This is a genomic window from Selenomonas sp. (assembly GCF_057272215.1).
The window spans coordinates 38,335-51,388 of record NZ_DBHIUY010000005.1; the positions used below are offsets into that span (position 1 = coordinate 38,335).

General features: G+C 54.7%; 17 protein-coding genes. All 17 read left to right on the forward strand.

Annotated elements, in window-relative coordinates; all coding sequences use genetic code 11:
* Positions 1–14 precede the first annotated feature (14 nt).
* Positions 15–1,211 carry a type II secretion system F family protein gene (locus ACO5Z0_RS05615; protein WP_485649508.1) on the forward strand — a complete coding sequence of 399 codons (1,197 nt, stop codon included), beginning with the start codon at positions 15–17 and terminating at the stop codon, positions 1,209–1,211.
* Between the two features lie 23 nt (positions 1,212–1,234).
* A complete protein-coding gene (locus ACO5Z0_RS05620; RefSeq protein WP_485649509.1) occupies positions 1,235–1,762 on the forward strand; it encodes a type II secretion system protein in 528 nt (175 codons plus the stop codon).
* Positions 1,763–1,764: 2 nt separating this feature from the next.
* On the forward strand, positions 1,765–2,337 hold the full coding sequence (locus ACO5Z0_RS05625; protein WP_442672750.1) for a prepilin peptidase: 573 nt from the start codon (positions 1,765–1,767) through the stop codon (positions 2,335–2,337).
* The gene (locus tag ACO5Z0_RS05630) at positions 2,334–2,816 is read left to right on the forward strand and encodes a prepilin-type N-terminal cleavage/methylation domain-containing protein (protein WP_485649510.1); all 483 of its coding nucleotides are present in this window, start codon (positions 2,334–2,336) and stop codon (positions 2,814–2,816) included. Before ACO5Z0_RS05625 ends, ACO5Z0_RS05630 begins: the two co-directional genes overlap by 4 nt.
* Entirely contained in the window at positions 2,813–3,199 is a 387-nt protein-coding gene (locus ACO5Z0_RS05635) for a TolQ protein (protein ID WP_485649511.1), read from the forward strand. Before ACO5Z0_RS05630 ends, ACO5Z0_RS05635 begins: the two co-directional genes overlap by 4 nt.
* Positions 3,192–3,773, forward strand: a complete 582-nt coding sequence (locus ACO5Z0_RS05640) for a PilW family protein (protein WP_485649512.1) — start codon at positions 3,192–3,194, stop codon at positions 3,771–3,773. Before ACO5Z0_RS05635 ends, ACO5Z0_RS05640 begins: the two co-directional genes overlap by 8 nt.
* A 19-nt stretch (positions 3,774–3,792) precedes the next feature.
* Positions 3,793–4,263: a transcriptional regulator gene (locus tag ACO5Z0_RS05645; protein WP_485649513.1), complete on the forward strand. Its 471-nt coding sequence runs from the start codon at positions 3,793–3,795 to the stop codon at positions 4,261–4,263.
* Positions 4,264–4,279: 16 nt separating this feature from the next.
* On the forward strand, positions 4,280–5,446 hold the full coding sequence (locus ACO5Z0_RS05650) for a PilN domain-containing protein (protein ID WP_485649514.1): 1,167 nt from the start codon (positions 4,280–4,282) through the stop codon (positions 5,444–5,446).
* A 20-nt stretch (positions 5,447–5,466) separates the two neighbouring features.
* Entirely contained in the window at positions 5,467–5,982 is a 516-nt protein-coding gene (gene pilO / locus ACO5Z0_RS05655; protein ID WP_485649515.1) for a type 4a pilus biogenesis protein PilO, read from the forward strand.
* Between the two features lie 117 nt (positions 5,983–6,099).
* Positions 6,100–7,254: a chorismate synthase gene (aroC, locus tag ACO5Z0_RS05660; protein ID WP_485649516.1), complete on the forward strand. Its 1,155-nt coding sequence runs from the start codon at positions 6,100–6,102 to the stop codon at positions 7,252–7,254.
* A 1-nt stretch (position 7,255) separates the two neighbouring features.
* On the forward strand, positions 7,256–7,786 hold the full coding sequence (locus ACO5Z0_RS05665; protein WP_485649517.1) for a shikimate kinase: 531 nt from the start codon (positions 7,256–7,258) through the stop codon (positions 7,784–7,786).
* Between the two features lies 1 nt (position 7,787).
* A complete protein-coding gene (gene aroB / locus ACO5Z0_RS05670; protein WP_485649627.1) occupies positions 7,788–8,876 on the forward strand; it encodes a 3-dehydroquinate synthase in 1,089 nt (362 codons plus the stop codon).
* Between the two features lie 130 nt (positions 8,877–9,006).
* Complete coding sequence (locus tag ACO5Z0_RS05675) at positions 9,007–9,207, forward strand: cold shock domain-containing protein (protein WP_006190995.1); 201 nt, start codon at positions 9,007–9,009, stop codon at positions 9,205–9,207.
* Between the two features lie 437 nt (positions 9,208–9,644).
* A complete protein-coding gene (gene hpf / locus ACO5Z0_RS05680) occupies positions 9,645–10,190 on the forward strand; it encodes a ribosome hibernation-promoting factor, HPF/YfiA family (RefSeq protein WP_442672740.1) in 546 nt (181 codons plus the stop codon).
* A 136-nt stretch (positions 10,191–10,326) separates the two neighbouring features.
* Positions 10,327–11,157 (forward strand): undecaprenyl-diphosphate phosphatase, encoded by an 831-nt coding sequence (locus tag ACO5Z0_RS05685; RefSeq protein WP_442672757.1) that lies wholly within the window; start codon positions 10,327–10,329, stop codon positions 11,155–11,157.
* A gap of 12 nt (positions 11,158–11,169) precedes the next feature.
* On the forward strand, positions 11,170–11,922 hold the full coding sequence (locus tag ACO5Z0_RS05690) for an exodeoxyribonuclease III (RefSeq protein ID WP_485649518.1): 753 nt from the start codon (positions 11,170–11,172) through the stop codon (positions 11,920–11,922).
* Between the two features lie 17 nt (positions 11,923–11,939).
* A partial coding sequence (locus tag ACO5Z0_RS05695) for an adenine-specific methyltransferase EcoRI family protein (protein WP_485649519.1) occupies positions 11,940–13,054 on the forward strand: 1,115 nt, incomplete at its 3' end.

Here is a 13,054-nt window from a genome sequence, read left to right on the forward strand (position 1 = left end):
AAGGAGGGGGCGGTATGGCGTCCTTTGCTTATACGGCGCGGACGGATGCGGGGGAGCTGCGGCGCGGTGAGATCGAGGCGGCGTCTTGTCTGGAGGCGGCGCGGCGCATACAGGCGCATGGGTTGTTTGCGTTGACTCTGCGGCGAAAGTTCGCGCTGCATCTCGCGTTTCAGCGCATGTCGAGACGCAAATATTGCATGGTTTTTTGCCGTGAGCTGTCGTTGATGATGGCGGCGGGTCTGCCTGTAAGTGAGAGCCTGCGACTTCTTGCGGCAAGTGCGCCGAAGGAACGGCGGGGGATGCTCTCGGACATGGCGCATCGCATGGCGACAGGCTCGACGCTTGCAGCGGCGATGACACGCCATGCAGAAGTCTTTCCCGCAGCGCTTTCTGCCCTCGTCCGAGCAGGAGAGATGGGCGGCAGCTTGGAGCCGCTTTTAAAGCGTCTTGCCGACAGAGAGGAGCGGAGCTGGCGCGTGCGTGAGAAGCTCCGTACGGCGCTGGCTTATCCGACGATTCTTTCATTTGCGGCTCTGATCGCCATGAGTTTCATTTTCCTCTTCGTGCTGCCGAATTTCGTGCATATACTCGATGGGCTTGCCGTCGAGCTGCCGCTGCCGACACAGCTTGTTTTGGGTCTTGGCATGTTTTTTGAGGCGCACGGTATGGCTGTCTTTGTCTGTTTGCTTTTGCTGCCGTTCGTGTGCGTGCTCTTGCGGCGTGAGAAACGGCTGCGCTTTTGGCTGGATCGCTTTTTGCTGCGCGTGCCTTTTTTCGGCAGACTGCGCATGGATTTGGAACTTATGACGCTTTTTGATACGCTTGCCGTTCTCATGGAAAGCGGCTGCGCCCTGCATGAGGCGTTTGTGATTTCCGAGGGGGTGCTGCAGAATAGCTTCCTCGCGGCGGTGTTTTCCAAGGTGAAGCGCGAGATCGAGCACGGCGGTGCGCTCGCTGCTTCTATGGCGGCAAGCGGCGTGTTTCCGCCGCTTGCCCTGGAGCTTTTGTCTACGGGGGAGCAGACGGGCGAGCTTGCGGCGATGCTCGAAAAGGCGGCAGATTTCTGTCGTTTTTCCGGTGAGCTGCGTGCAGAACGCATGGAAGCTCTGCTGGAACCGCTGCTCGTGATCTTTTTGAGCGCGGTCGTCGGCACGATCGTGCTTTCTGTCGCGCTGCCGCTTTTGGAGATGATCGGTTCTTACGGATATTGACCATAGGAATGGGAGGACAGCGGATGCGTGAAAGTGTGTACTTGCAGGAGAAAATAGAACGAGAAAATGCGGAAAAATGTGCGATGGCAGAAGGTCGGCCAGCGATGTTCCAATGGCTCCGAGACATGCAAAAAAGGAGCCGTCCGTTGGATGAAGCGGGTTTTACTCTTTTGGAGATGCTGCTCGTTATCTGCATCATCGGCGTGCTTGCCGCCGTCGCTGTGCCGAAGTTCGCGCAGTCTATGACGCTTGCAAATACGTCGAAAATCCAGACGGATCTCAGTACGCTTAATACAGCAGTGGGGCTTTATCGCGCGGAAAAGGGCATCGATCCGAAGAATCTGGAACAGCTCAAGGACTATATTGTCAATCTTGACGCATTGAAGCCGCCGTCGGGCAGTTACTTTCTGCGCGACGGAAAGACGGCAGAGACGACGGATGCAGGCTATGTGCTGACGAAGGGATCGGATGGCGAAACGCAAGCGACGCTTGACGGGCACCGCTTGCAGGATTTCGGCAGGACAGAGAAAAAAGAGGCGTCGGGGGGCTGACGATGGGCGGTTTTCAGCGCGTAAAGCCTTTGGCTTTGCGCGGCAGAGCGGCTTTCGTCGGCGGACTGCTTGGCGCAGCCGTTTTGCTGTGGCAGACGTATGGTTTCGGCAGGGCATTTTTTATACAATGGATATTTTTCGGCTTTCTTTGGCTCATCGCTCTGTTGGATTGGCGGGATGGTTTGATCTATGATCGTATCGTTGCACCATTTGGCATGATTGGCGTTTTCCTCGCTGTACTTTTCGGCACTCTGCCGCTGGAAAATGCTTTATTCGCCGCCGTTTTGGCGGGAGGCGGTCTGTATTTTCTGCGCTTTGCATCACATGGCGGCATGGGCGGCGGCGATGTGAAGCTCGCCTTTTGTCTGGGGTTATGGCTGGGGATTGAGGGCGTTGCAGTCGCGCTTTTTCTCGCTTTTTTGAGCGGCGGCATCCTCGCTTTTTGTCTGCTGCTCTCGGGTCGGGGAAAGAGACATAGCCGGATTGCATTTGCGCCTTTTCTTGCTTTTGGCGCGATGTCTGCGGCGCTTTTCGCCGATTCTTTGCTCGCTTTTTACTGGGGGCTGCTGCGATGAAGGAAGCGGGTTTCACTCTTTTGGAGATGCTCCTTGTATGTCTCGTGCTGGCGCTCATCGCTGCGCTTTCTCTGCCTGTCGTGCGCGCGACGGAACGCGTGCGCTTGGAGCGGGAAGCGGCGTTTTTGGCAGGGAATTTTCGCTATTTACAGGAGATTTCGCGCACGGAGCGTACGCCGGACGGCAGGGGTGAGTGGCGCGTACGGCCGAAGCTCGTCGTCGAGGCGCATCGCTGCTATTTTCTTTTTCCCGAAGTGCAAGGCGAGCAGATGGTACACGATTTTCCCGAAGATATTGCAGCGGCGCCGCGCACGCTAAGTCCACAGAAAGCGACAGTCTATTATTTTTATGCTTCGGGGGATCCGGGCGGGGAGAGCGCCTTGGGGCAGTCGGTCGAGCTGCAGTCGCTGCATTATTCGCTGGATGTGATTATTGATGAGGCTGGGCGTGTACGTACGGAAAGCCGGTGGCTGCCATGAAGAAAACCGTGCTGGGTGAAGGTGGATTTCTGGCGGCAGAAGCGGCATTGCTGGCGCTGCTGCTGCTTTTTGCCGCACTGTCTCTGGCAGCCGTGGAGCGCTCCGCGCACCTCTTGGCGCAGAGCGAGGCGGAGACGAGTGCGATGTTTTTGGCAGAAGGCGAACTGGCGCGGGCGGAGCAGCTGGCAGGCGGAGCTTCAGTGAACGCGCCTTTACTGCGCGAAGTGGAGGAAAACGGCAGAGAATTTTCTCTTAAGACAGAATTTTTAGAGGAAAACGAGGACTATACGTCGGTTTGCCTGGCACGAGTTCGTGTCGTGTGGATAGAGGAAGGAAAAGAGCGGGAGTTTTTCCTGCAAAGGACGGTGCGTCGTCATGGCTGACGGGAATTTCTCGTTTGCATGGGCAAGAATGTGCCGAAAATGCCGACTTTCGGCTCGCTCGAATGAGGGCGGCTATATGCTGCTGGAAGTTTTGGCGAGTTTGCCCGTTTATCTGGCGCTTCTCATCAGTTTTTTTGCCGCGTGGATGTTTTTTCTCAAGAGTTATGTTCTTCTTATGGGAGATTGGGAATTACAGCAGGAGATGCGTTTGACGCTGGAACGCATTGCGCAGGATGCGGCTTCGGCGACGTACATCGAGGTGAAGGAGCCGCGCGCAATCTATGTCGAGAGGTATGTCAAAGGAGAGAAGTGCTCGGTGGACTATGCGCTGCGCGAGGGAAAGCAGGATATGCCGCCGTACATCAGCAAGAAAGTCAGCGGCGGACCTTATGGCTATTCCGTGCCGCAGCCCATGACAGGCGGACGCAATATATTCGGCAATCTTGCCGTCGTCGACTTTTTCTGCGAGGAGAAGGATGGTCTTCTTTTTCTTCGTTTGACGGGGGAGAATCGGCGAACGAAGAAGCGCATCAACTTTTCGACGGCTGTTCCCTTGCCGAAAAAGAACGAATAGATGAGCGAGGAGAGGAAACGTGACAAGGTTCGATGAATGCGGCATGGCATCTGTCATGGCGCTCGCAGCGGTCTTACTGATGCTTTCCGGCACGGCGACGCTGTTCATACTCTCGGGGCACAACCGTCTTGCGGCGAAAGAGGCGGTGCAGACGATGCGTCTTTTGGAAGCGTCGAGAAGCGCTGTACGCATGGAAGCGGCGCGACTGGAAGCGGATGCACAGGCACGCCGACAGCTTGGCTCAAAAGAAGTGCAGGGCGTATCCGGCACTGTGCAGGGAGACGGCGTCTGCTATCGTGCCGCCGCTGTACGGCTTTCGGAGGCAGGTGCAAAGAAAGCGGAGTATCGGCTGACGGCGATGAGCTGGCAGACAGCGGCGGAGGAAGCGGATCCGATGAATACGGCAGCCGTCGGCGGCAAGTGTTCGTATGTGGCGGCGCTCTATCGCTTGGAGGGAGAGCGCATGGTGTTTGTTCGTTGGGAGAAGTGAGAGGCGGTGCGATGGTTTGTTCAAAATATCGGAAAAGTTCCATGCACTGTTTCAGGTGCCGTGGACAAAAACCGTGGGAGTTTCTGTGCATGAGGGAATGCTTCATCTCGTATGCTTCGAAAGGGAGACGGCGCTGTGGCAGATGAAGGAGACGCTGCACATTCCCCTGCGATGGGAAGAGACGGACGCTTCGTTTTGGTGTGAGACGGCTGCCGTCCTTCATGTCGCTCTTGCAAAACGCGGTTGGGAGAAGAGCCGTATTGTCCTTTGTCTGTCTGAAAATCAGGTTTTTTCCTATACGAAGGAGTTTCCGCGGCTGTCTGTTAAGGAAATGAAGAAAGCGGCGCGTTGGGATATGCTTGCGAGCCTGCCGGCATCTGAGGCGGCAACGGCGTATTGTATGGATTTTGTACCGATCGCGGAAGGGGAGCTTCTTCTGGCGGCTTTGCCGCGCGAGAAGGCGCAGAAACTTCATCAAGCTTTTTTGGAAGCGGGGCTGTGTCTTGCTTCTCTGTGTTTTTTGCCGCCGCCTGTCTTGCAGACGGCAGGCGTTGTCGTGGCGGACGTGCCTTTTTTGGGCGCAGACTTGCTGCAGGATGAGGATTTTGCCGCTTTTGCGGCGGCAGTTGGACTTCTTATGCCGCAGAAGAAGTGCGCGGAGCTTCTGCCCGCACGCTTACGTCCCGATCTTTGGGCGGTCGGCAGGATCGCCGCTCTTTTTGCGGCGCTGTTTTTCCTTTGTATGGTGTTGATCTATGGCTGGAATATATGGCGGATTCATGAATTGCAGGAAGAAGAGCGGCAGATTGCGCAGGCGATGGTGTTGCTTTCGCCGGAACGACAGCGAATGGAGAGGGAGCTGCAGGAAGGCGGACGGATCGCTGAAAAAGAGCGGCAGCTTCTTTCTTTGGCGAAAGGCGCTGTGCCGTGCCGCAGTTTGCTCGTGCATTTCGGCACGCGCACCGTCGAGGGGGCGTGGATTCGCGAGCTGCGCGTCGTCGATGGGCACGTGATCGAGATCGAAGGTGCGGCGACGAGCTACGATGCTTTGGCGAACTTCGTGCGCTCCTTGGAGACGGATCACAGCTTCTTTACTGCCGCGCCGCTGCTGAAAAGGTCGGAACTGCGGATGGAAACGGCGGGAAAGCCGCTCGTGTATTTCTCGCTGGAGCTGAAGATTTAGGAAATAGGGGAGGGGAAGAAATGCGTCCGATCATGCTTTTGCCTATACTTTTTGCGTCGTTGCTGCTCGGTGCGGCATTTTTCCATATATGCTATGCGCCGCAGCGCGCAGAAATCGCAAGGATTGAATCCGAGATTCGGGAGGAACGGGAGTCGCTTGTGCGCGTGCAGAATTTTATGAATGCAAGCGATGCTCATACGCATGAGGAAGCGCTTGCCGCACGCGGCGCTGCTGCCGAGAAGCGTCTGCCAAAGAGCATGGGGCAGGGCAGTTTCCTCGAACTTTTGGAGCGCGAGGCGCAGCATGAGCAGTTGACGCTTGCCGCTGTCGTTCCGGGGGAGACGGCAAAGGAAAGCGGCGCTCTGCGGTTGCCGCTTGAGGTGGAAATCGACGGTGACTATTTTCATTTGCTTGCCTTTTTGAAGGAGTTGGAGAAAAGCGAACGCTTTGTGCGCATGGAAAATGCGGAAATTCACAGCGACGACGGCAGACTGCATGTGAAGATCCGCCTTTCCATTTTTGCGGAAGAAGCATAAGCGTCCTCTGTGCAGACCTTTTAAGACTTGCATAGGGGACGCTTTTTATTGTAGACTAGGAAAGGTGGAAACTTCGTATCCATCGAATTTACGTTTGGATGAAAGTGGGAAATCATATTGGGTGCATTGCGTTTTTTGACGGCGGGCGAGTCGCACGGCCCGTCTTTGACAGCTATTTTGGAAGGGATTCCGGCGGGGCTTTCGCTGGACGCGGGGAAAATAAACCGCGAGTTGGCGCGTCGGCAGCAGGGGTATGGACGCGGCGGACGCATGAAGATTGAAACGGATACAGTGCGCGTTCTTTCGGGCGTGCGTTTTGGTGAGACGCTCGGCTCGCCGATCACACTCTCCGTAGAGAATCGCGATTGGCAGAACTGGCAAGAGCGCATGGCAGCGTTCGGAGAACCGCAGGGGGACAAGGTCACGGCGGCGCGTCCCGGTCACGCCGATCTCACGGGTGTTCGAAAGTACGCGCGCGAGGATGTCCGCGATATCTTGGAGCGCGCCAGCGCGAGAGAGACGGCGATGCGCGTCGCCGTCGGCGCTGTGGCAAAGGAGCTTCTTTATGCACTCGGCGTCACGGTCGAATCCGCTGTGCTCGACATCGGCGGCGTCACTGCCGATGCCGCGAAGCGCGAAGCGGGTGCGGCGCACAAGGCGGCGTCGGATTTGAACTGTTTCGACGAATACGCCGAGGAGAAGATAAAGGAGAAGATTCGTGCTGCGAAAGAGGCGGGCGATACGCTCGGCGGCATCTTCGAAGTGCGTATTTCAGGCGCACCGCTTGGACTCGGCAGCCACATCCAGTGGGATAGAAGACTCGACGCGCGTCTTGCCGCCGCCATGATGTCGATTCAGGCGATCAAGGGCGTCGAGATCGGCGCGGGCTTTGGCTATGCCGCGCTTTCCGGCAGCGAGGCGCACGACGAGATGTTCTGCGGCGAAAACGGTGCAGTGGTTCGCAGGACGAACCGTGCAGGCGGTCTTGAGGGCGGCATGACAAACGGCGAGGACATCGTTGTTCGCGCCGTCATGAAGCCGATTCCGACGCTGATGAAGCCGCTTCATTCCGTGGATATTGCAAAAAAGGAGCCTGTACTCGCCGCAAAGGAGCGCAGCGACGTCTGTGCTGTGCCCGCTGCCTCTGTCGTCGGCGAGGCGATGGCGGCTTTTGTGCTTGCCGAAGCGTTCGTCGAGAAGTTCGACAGCGACAATCTGCGCGATATGCAGGCGAACATCGCAGCGTACAAGAAGCGCACGGAGGAGGCGTGAGATGAAGAACGTCGTATTGATCGGCTTCATGGGTACGGGCAAGACGAGCACAGGACGCGCTCTCGCGCATCGGCTCGGCAGAGCGTTCGTTGACCTTGACGCAGAGATTGAAGCGGCGGCGGGCCGCTCGATCCCCGAGATCTTCAAGGCAGACGGCGAAGTGGCTTTTCGAGCCTTGGAAAAGTCTGCGGTCAAGCGTGTGGCGGGTCGCCGCGCCCTCGTGATCGCGACGGGCGGCGGCACGGTCAAGGATGCGGCGAATGTGGCGGCGCTCAAGAAGAGCGGCGCGATCATCTGTTTGACGGCGTCCATTGACGCCGTACTCACACGCACGGCGCATGTAGGCGCTCGCCCCGTGCTCGATCAAAAGGATGCAGGCGACCGTCGCCGCGCTGTGGAAGAGCTTATGGAAGAGCGCCGCGATCTTTACGCTGTCGCAGACTACAGCGTAGACACGAGCGAGCTTTCGCCGCTGCAGGTGGTGGATGACATCGTCGGCTATTTGAAGAGAGAAGGTGTTTTTCGTGCGTGAAGTGCATAAGGTGCGCGTAGAACTCGGCGCAGCAAGTTACGACATCTTTCTCGGCGAGGGTCTTTGCCCCGCACTCTCCGCTTTCGTAAAAGAGCAGAATTTTTCGCGCAAGGCGCTCATCATCTCCGATGAGAACGTGGGGAAGATCTACGGTGAAGGGGTGGCGAAAGCCTTGCGCGAGGCAGGTCTTTGTCCGGAGCTTCATCTCGTGCCGGCGGGTGAAGGCTCGAAATCGCTTGCCGTCGCAGATGAAATCTTCACACATGCCATCGAACTGGGGCTTGACCGCCGCTCGCCGATCTTCGCTTTGGGCGGCGGCGTCGTCGGCGACCTCGCCGGCTTCATCGCTGCGGCGTACATGCGCGGCGTGCCTTTTGTCCAGCTGCCGACGAGCCTTCTCGCGCAGGTGGATTCGAGTGTCGGCGGCAAAGTCGCCGTCAATCACCGTCTCGGAAAGAACCTCATCGGCGCCTTCTATCAGCCGGCGGCTGTTTTTGCCGACTTGGCAGCTTTCGCCACTTTGCCCAAACGTGAAATCTGCACGGGGCTCGGTGAGATCATCAAGTACGGGATCATTTTCGATGCGGATTTTTTTGCATGGCTCGAAGAACATGCGGCAGATGCGCTCATCCTTTCGCCCGAGGCGGCGCTCACTATGGTTGCGCGTTCGTGCGAAATCAAGGCGGATGTTGTAGCGAAAGATGAACGAGAGAGCGGTCTGCGCCGCATCTTGAACTACGGGCACACCATTGCCCATGCGATTGAAAAGGAAACGGGCTATGTGCGCTACAATCACGGAGAAGCCGTCGCCGTCGGCTCCTTAGGCGCAGCCTATATCAGCGAGGCGCTCGGTCTGATTGAAGCTTCTGTCGTCGAACGCGTGCGCCGACTGACGGAACGCCTCGGGCTGCCTTTGATAGCGGAGGGATGCACGGTCGATGGTCTTTATGCGGCGATCTTCCACGACAAAAAAACAGTTGACGGCAGAGTTAACTGGGTATTGATGGAAGATATCGGCAAAGTGCGCGTGCAAAGTGATGTTCCGGAGAGCATCGTGCGCATGGCAATGGCGCGTTGCCTAAAAAAATGAGAAATTATTTGCCCTCAGCATGTATCATTGTCTTCTATTTTATTGACAGATTAAGCGGTAGGGTCTATAATGAAATTGCGTGAGTATCAGGCGCGGTTCTGCAACACACCAAGAAACAGGAGGAATTACTATGGTTGGTAAGGTCAAATGGTTCAGCGCAGAAAAGGGCTATGGTTTCATCGAGAGGGAAGACGGCGATGATGTTTTTGTCCATTTCTCTGCAATCCAGGGAGATGGCTTCAAGACGTTGGCTGAAGGACAGGGTGTCGAATTCGAGATTGTCGAAGGCGCGCGCGGTCCGCAGGCTTCCAATGTTGTGAAGACTGCGTAGGCTACACGCACAAGAGTTCCTTTTATGGACGTTGTGCGCCGCCCCTACCTGAAAAAACAATCGGTCTGTATTCTTTGGACTTGGCTTCTTGGGTTTTCATGGTAAAGCAGACAAAAGTATCATGTACTTTCCTGAGAGAACGCAAACTGAACCTCGCGTTTTCTGAAGTTTGGCAAAGGCCGGCTCCATTGGGAGTCGGTTCTTTTGTTTTTGCGGGGAATGTCTTTGACGAGGGAGCTTTCTCAAAGCAAGCAGCTTTCATTCTTGACTGATCTCGTGAAAATTTTCAGAAAGATTCTTTCCAGAAGAAGGGTTTTTGTGGCGAAGAGAGAATATATACAACATAAACTTGTTGGACACATTTTGTGTCCACTCGCCTTACATGAAAGTGCCAATCGGACCTTCATCGTAAGAAACAGGAAAGGGGACATGTCACTATGGCAACATTCACAGTACGAGGGAAAAATATTGAGATCACCCCGTCACTCAAGGATTATGTCGAGAAACGTGTCGGCAAAATCACGAAGTATTTTGATGAGGTGGGCGAAATCTCAGTGCTCCTCACAGTTTCTAAAGGACGCCATATTGTCGAAGTCACTGTGCCCATCCCGGGCGGCGTGCTGCTTCGGGGCGAGGAAGCTACGATGGATATGTATACATCCATCGACCTTGTCGTCGAGAAGCTTGAGCGTCAGATTCGCAAGCAGAAGACGCGGCTTGCCAAGCGTTTCCGCGGCGGCGGCTTCAAAGAAGAAGCTGTGCAGCAGCTGGGCGCCATTCCCGTGCAGGAAGAGGAAGGCGAATTCCAGCTTGTCAAGACGAAACGCTTCGTCGTGAAGCCGATGGATGTGCAGGAGGCAATCATGCAGATGAACCTTCTGAATCACAACTTCTTCGTGTTCCGCGATGCCGAATCGGAAGAGATCAACGTCGTTTATCGCCGTACCGATGGCAAATACGCTCTGATCGAGCCGGGTAATTGAGTTTTGTGTTCGTTCGCCCGCCGGCGCTTTGTGTCGGCGGGCTTTTCGGTTCCAACGATGCGGCACCTGTGGTATAATATTCCCATTCAATATCTCATAGGAAGATTTAGGGGGCTTTTGTGTGGATTTAAGTATTATGGAGCTTTTGAAAACGGTGGTTTTGGGCATTGTCGAAGGTCTGACAGAGTGGCTGCCGATCAGCAGCACGGGGCATATGATCCTCGTCGATGAGTTCATCAAGCTTGACGTATCGAAGTCCTTCATGGACATGTTCCTCGTCGTCATACAGCTCGGCGCCATCCTTGCCGTCGTCGTGCTGAACTTCGAGAAGCTCAATCCGTTTTCGAGCTGGAAGTCGAGCTGGGAGAAGCGTGATACATGGCGGCTCTGGTACAAAGTCATTCTCGCCTGCGTGCCGGCAGCGGTCATCGGACTCTTGTTCAACAAGTTCATGGAGGAACACTTCATGACGGCGCCTGTCGTAGCGGCGACCTTGATCTTCTACGGCGTCATGTTCCTCGTCGTCGAAAGCTACAACAAGCGCCGCACGCCGCGCGTGCGCGAGATCGAACGGCTCGACTACAAGACGGCGTTCATCATCGGTCTGTTTCAGGTGCTGTCGCTCGTGCCGGGTACTTCGCGCTCGGGCGCGACGATCTTGGGCGGCATCCTCTTCGGCACGTCGCGCTATGTGGCGGCGGAATTCACATTCTTCCTCGCGATTCCCGTCATGTTTGGCGCGAGTCTCCTGAAGATGGTCAAGTTCGGCTGGCATTACACAGGTAGCGAGATCCTGATTCTCGTTGTGGGCATGGCGACGGCATTCGTCGTGTCGATCCTTTCGATCAAGTTTCTGCTGCGGTACATCAAAAACAACGATTTCAAGGCGTTCGGCTGGTATCGCATCGTACTCGGCATCATCGTCGTCCTCTATCTCTACTTCGTCGGCGATCCCGTGCAGGGGTAAGGGGGGAATATCATGCGTTTTGTATCATGGAATGTCAACGGGCTTCGCGCTTGCCTCGGCAAGGGCTTCATGCAGTCGTTCAAGGCGCTCGATGCCGACGTCTTTGGCGTGCAGGAGACGAAGATGCAGCCTGGACAGGCGATCTTGGAACTTACGGACTACAAGCAGTATTGGAACAGCGCCGAGAAGAAGGGCTATTCCGGCACGGCGGTATTCAGCCGCATAGAGCCGCTTTCCGTAAGCTATGGCATCGGCATCGAAGAGCACGATCACGAGGGGCGCGTCATCGCGCTGGAGTTCGACGATCTCTACTTCGTGACGGTCTACACGCCGAACTCTCAGCGCGGGCTTGAACGGCTCGCCTATCGCATGACGTGGGAGGAGGCGTTCCGCGACTATCTTTTGGCGCTCGATGCGAAGAAGCCCGTCGTCGTCTGCGGCGACCTCAACGTGGCGCATACGGAGATCGACCTCAAGAATCCTAAGACGAATCGAAAGAATGCGGGCTTCACCGACGAGGAGCGAGAGAAGATGACGCAGCTTCTCGCAGCGGGCTTTACCGATACATTTCGCGCACTCTATCCGGACAAGACGGGAATCTATACATGGTGGTCGTATCTCCGCAAGGCGCGTGAAACGAACGCAGGCTGGCGCATCGATTATTTTCTCGTATCTGATCGCCTCGCACCGAAGATCAAAGAGGCGACGATTCACAACGAGGTATTCGGCAGCGACCATTGTCCGGTGGGTCTTGTCTTGGGGTGAGAGGGAACTGCGCAGGAATGATTGAGATATCTAAGCGGCGGCATAGAAGAAAGGCGATTATGGTAAAAAGCAGCGTTAAAAATGAAGGTCTTGCAAAAGCGAGAGATGCAAAGAAAGATGAGTTTTATACTGCCTATGAAGATATACAGGCAGAGATGAATCATTATGAGGATAAGTTTCAAGGAAAGACAGTTCTTTGCAACTGCGATGATCCCTTCGAAAGTAATTTTTGTAAATTCTTTTTACGGAATTTCAATTACCTTGGTTTAAAGAGATTGATTTGCACTTCGTACAGTACATCGCCTTTTATAGGACAGCAGCTTACTCTTTTCGATTGCGCGGATGAGCCTGTGGTTCGGGGCAATGGATATGTCATGGATGTCAAAGAAGTTCCTATGGCAAACGGCAGAGGCGTTTCCGATGAAGATATAAATGCACTTTTGAAATCGAAAAAACGCGGGGTAAAGAAGCTGAAAGGCGATGGAGATTTTCGCTCCGAGGAATGTAGGGATTATCTCAAGCAAGCGGATGTTGTCGTGACTAATCCACCGTTCAGCCTTTTCCGCGAATATGTAGCACAGCTCGTAGCACATCAAAAGGATTTTTTGATTATAGGCAATGTCAATGCCATTACTTACAAAGATATTTTTCCCCTCATCAAAGATAATAAATTATGGCTTGGGGCAAGTATTCATAGCGGGGATCGAAAATTTTATGTTCCGAATGATTATCCGCTTCGTGCAGCGGGATGCGGTATGGATGAAGATGGCAGAAGGTATATTCGCGTCAAGGGGGTTCGGTGGTTTACGAATCTTGATTATGCAATGCGCCATGAAGATTTGGTGTTGTATAAGAGATATTATGGAAACGAAGAAGAATATCCGAAATATGACAACTATGATGCAATCAACGTGGATAAGACATCGGATATTCCATGTGACTATTTTGAGAATTTGGGAGTTCCGCTGACATATTTGGATAAATATAATCCAAGTCAATTTGAAATCGTTGGTTCTAGTCGCGACCTTGGACAACCCATGTCGAATATTGCACCTAAAGGCAGTTATGAATCTGGCGGACCGAGCTTTTATTTAGCTGTTGACAAGTTTGGCGATACGGCGGATAATCTCAA

Excerpts from the sequence above, each read along its gene's own strand:
- ACO5Z0_RS05615 (WP_485649508.1), top strand. The coding sequence starts at position 15 with ATGGCGTCCTTTGCTTATACGGCGCGGACGGATGCGGGGGAGCTGCGG.
- ACO5Z0_RS05620 (WP_485649509.1), top strand. The coding sequence starts at position 1,235 with ATGCGTGAAAGTGTGTACTTGCAGGAGAAAATAGAACGAGAAAATGCG.
- ACO5Z0_RS05625 (WP_442672750.1), top strand. The coding sequence starts at position 1,765 with ATGGGCGGTTTTCAGCGCGTAAAGCCTTTGGCTTTGCGCGGCAGAGCG.
- ACO5Z0_RS05630 (WP_485649510.1), top strand. The coding sequence starts at position 2,334 with ATGAAGGAAGCGGGTTTCACTCTTTTGGAGATGCTCCTTGTATGTCTC.
- ACO5Z0_RS05635 (WP_485649511.1), top strand. The coding sequence starts at position 2,813 with ATGAAGAAAACCGTGCTGGGTGAAGGTGGATTTCTGGCGGCAGAAGCG.
- ACO5Z0_RS05640 (WP_485649512.1), top strand. The coding sequence starts at position 3,192 with ATGGCTGACGGGAATTTCTCGTTTGCATGGGCAAGAATGTGCCGAAAA.
- pilO (WP_485649515.1), top strand. The coding sequence starts at position 5,467 with ATGCGTCCGATCATGCTTTTGCCTATACTTTTTGCGTCGTTGCTGCTC.
- ACO5Z0_RS05665 (WP_485649517.1), top strand. The coding sequence starts at position 7,256 with ATGAAGAACGTCGTATTGATCGGCTTCATGGGTACGGGCAAGACGAGC.
- ACO5Z0_RS05675 (WP_006190995.1), top strand. The coding sequence starts at position 9,007 with ATGGTTGGTAAGGTCAAATGGTTCAGCGCAGAAAAGGGCTATGGTTTC.
- hpf (WP_442672740.1), top strand. The coding sequence starts at position 9,645 with ATGGCAACATTCACAGTACGAGGGAAAAATATTGAGATCACCCCGTCA.
- ACO5Z0_RS05685 (WP_442672757.1), top strand. The coding sequence starts at position 10,327 with ATGGAGCTTTTGAAAACGGTGGTTTTGGGCATTGTCGAAGGTCTGACA.
- ACO5Z0_RS05690 (WP_485649518.1), top strand. The coding sequence starts at position 11,170 with ATGCGTTTTGTATCATGGAATGTCAACGGGCTTCGCGCTTGCCTCGGC.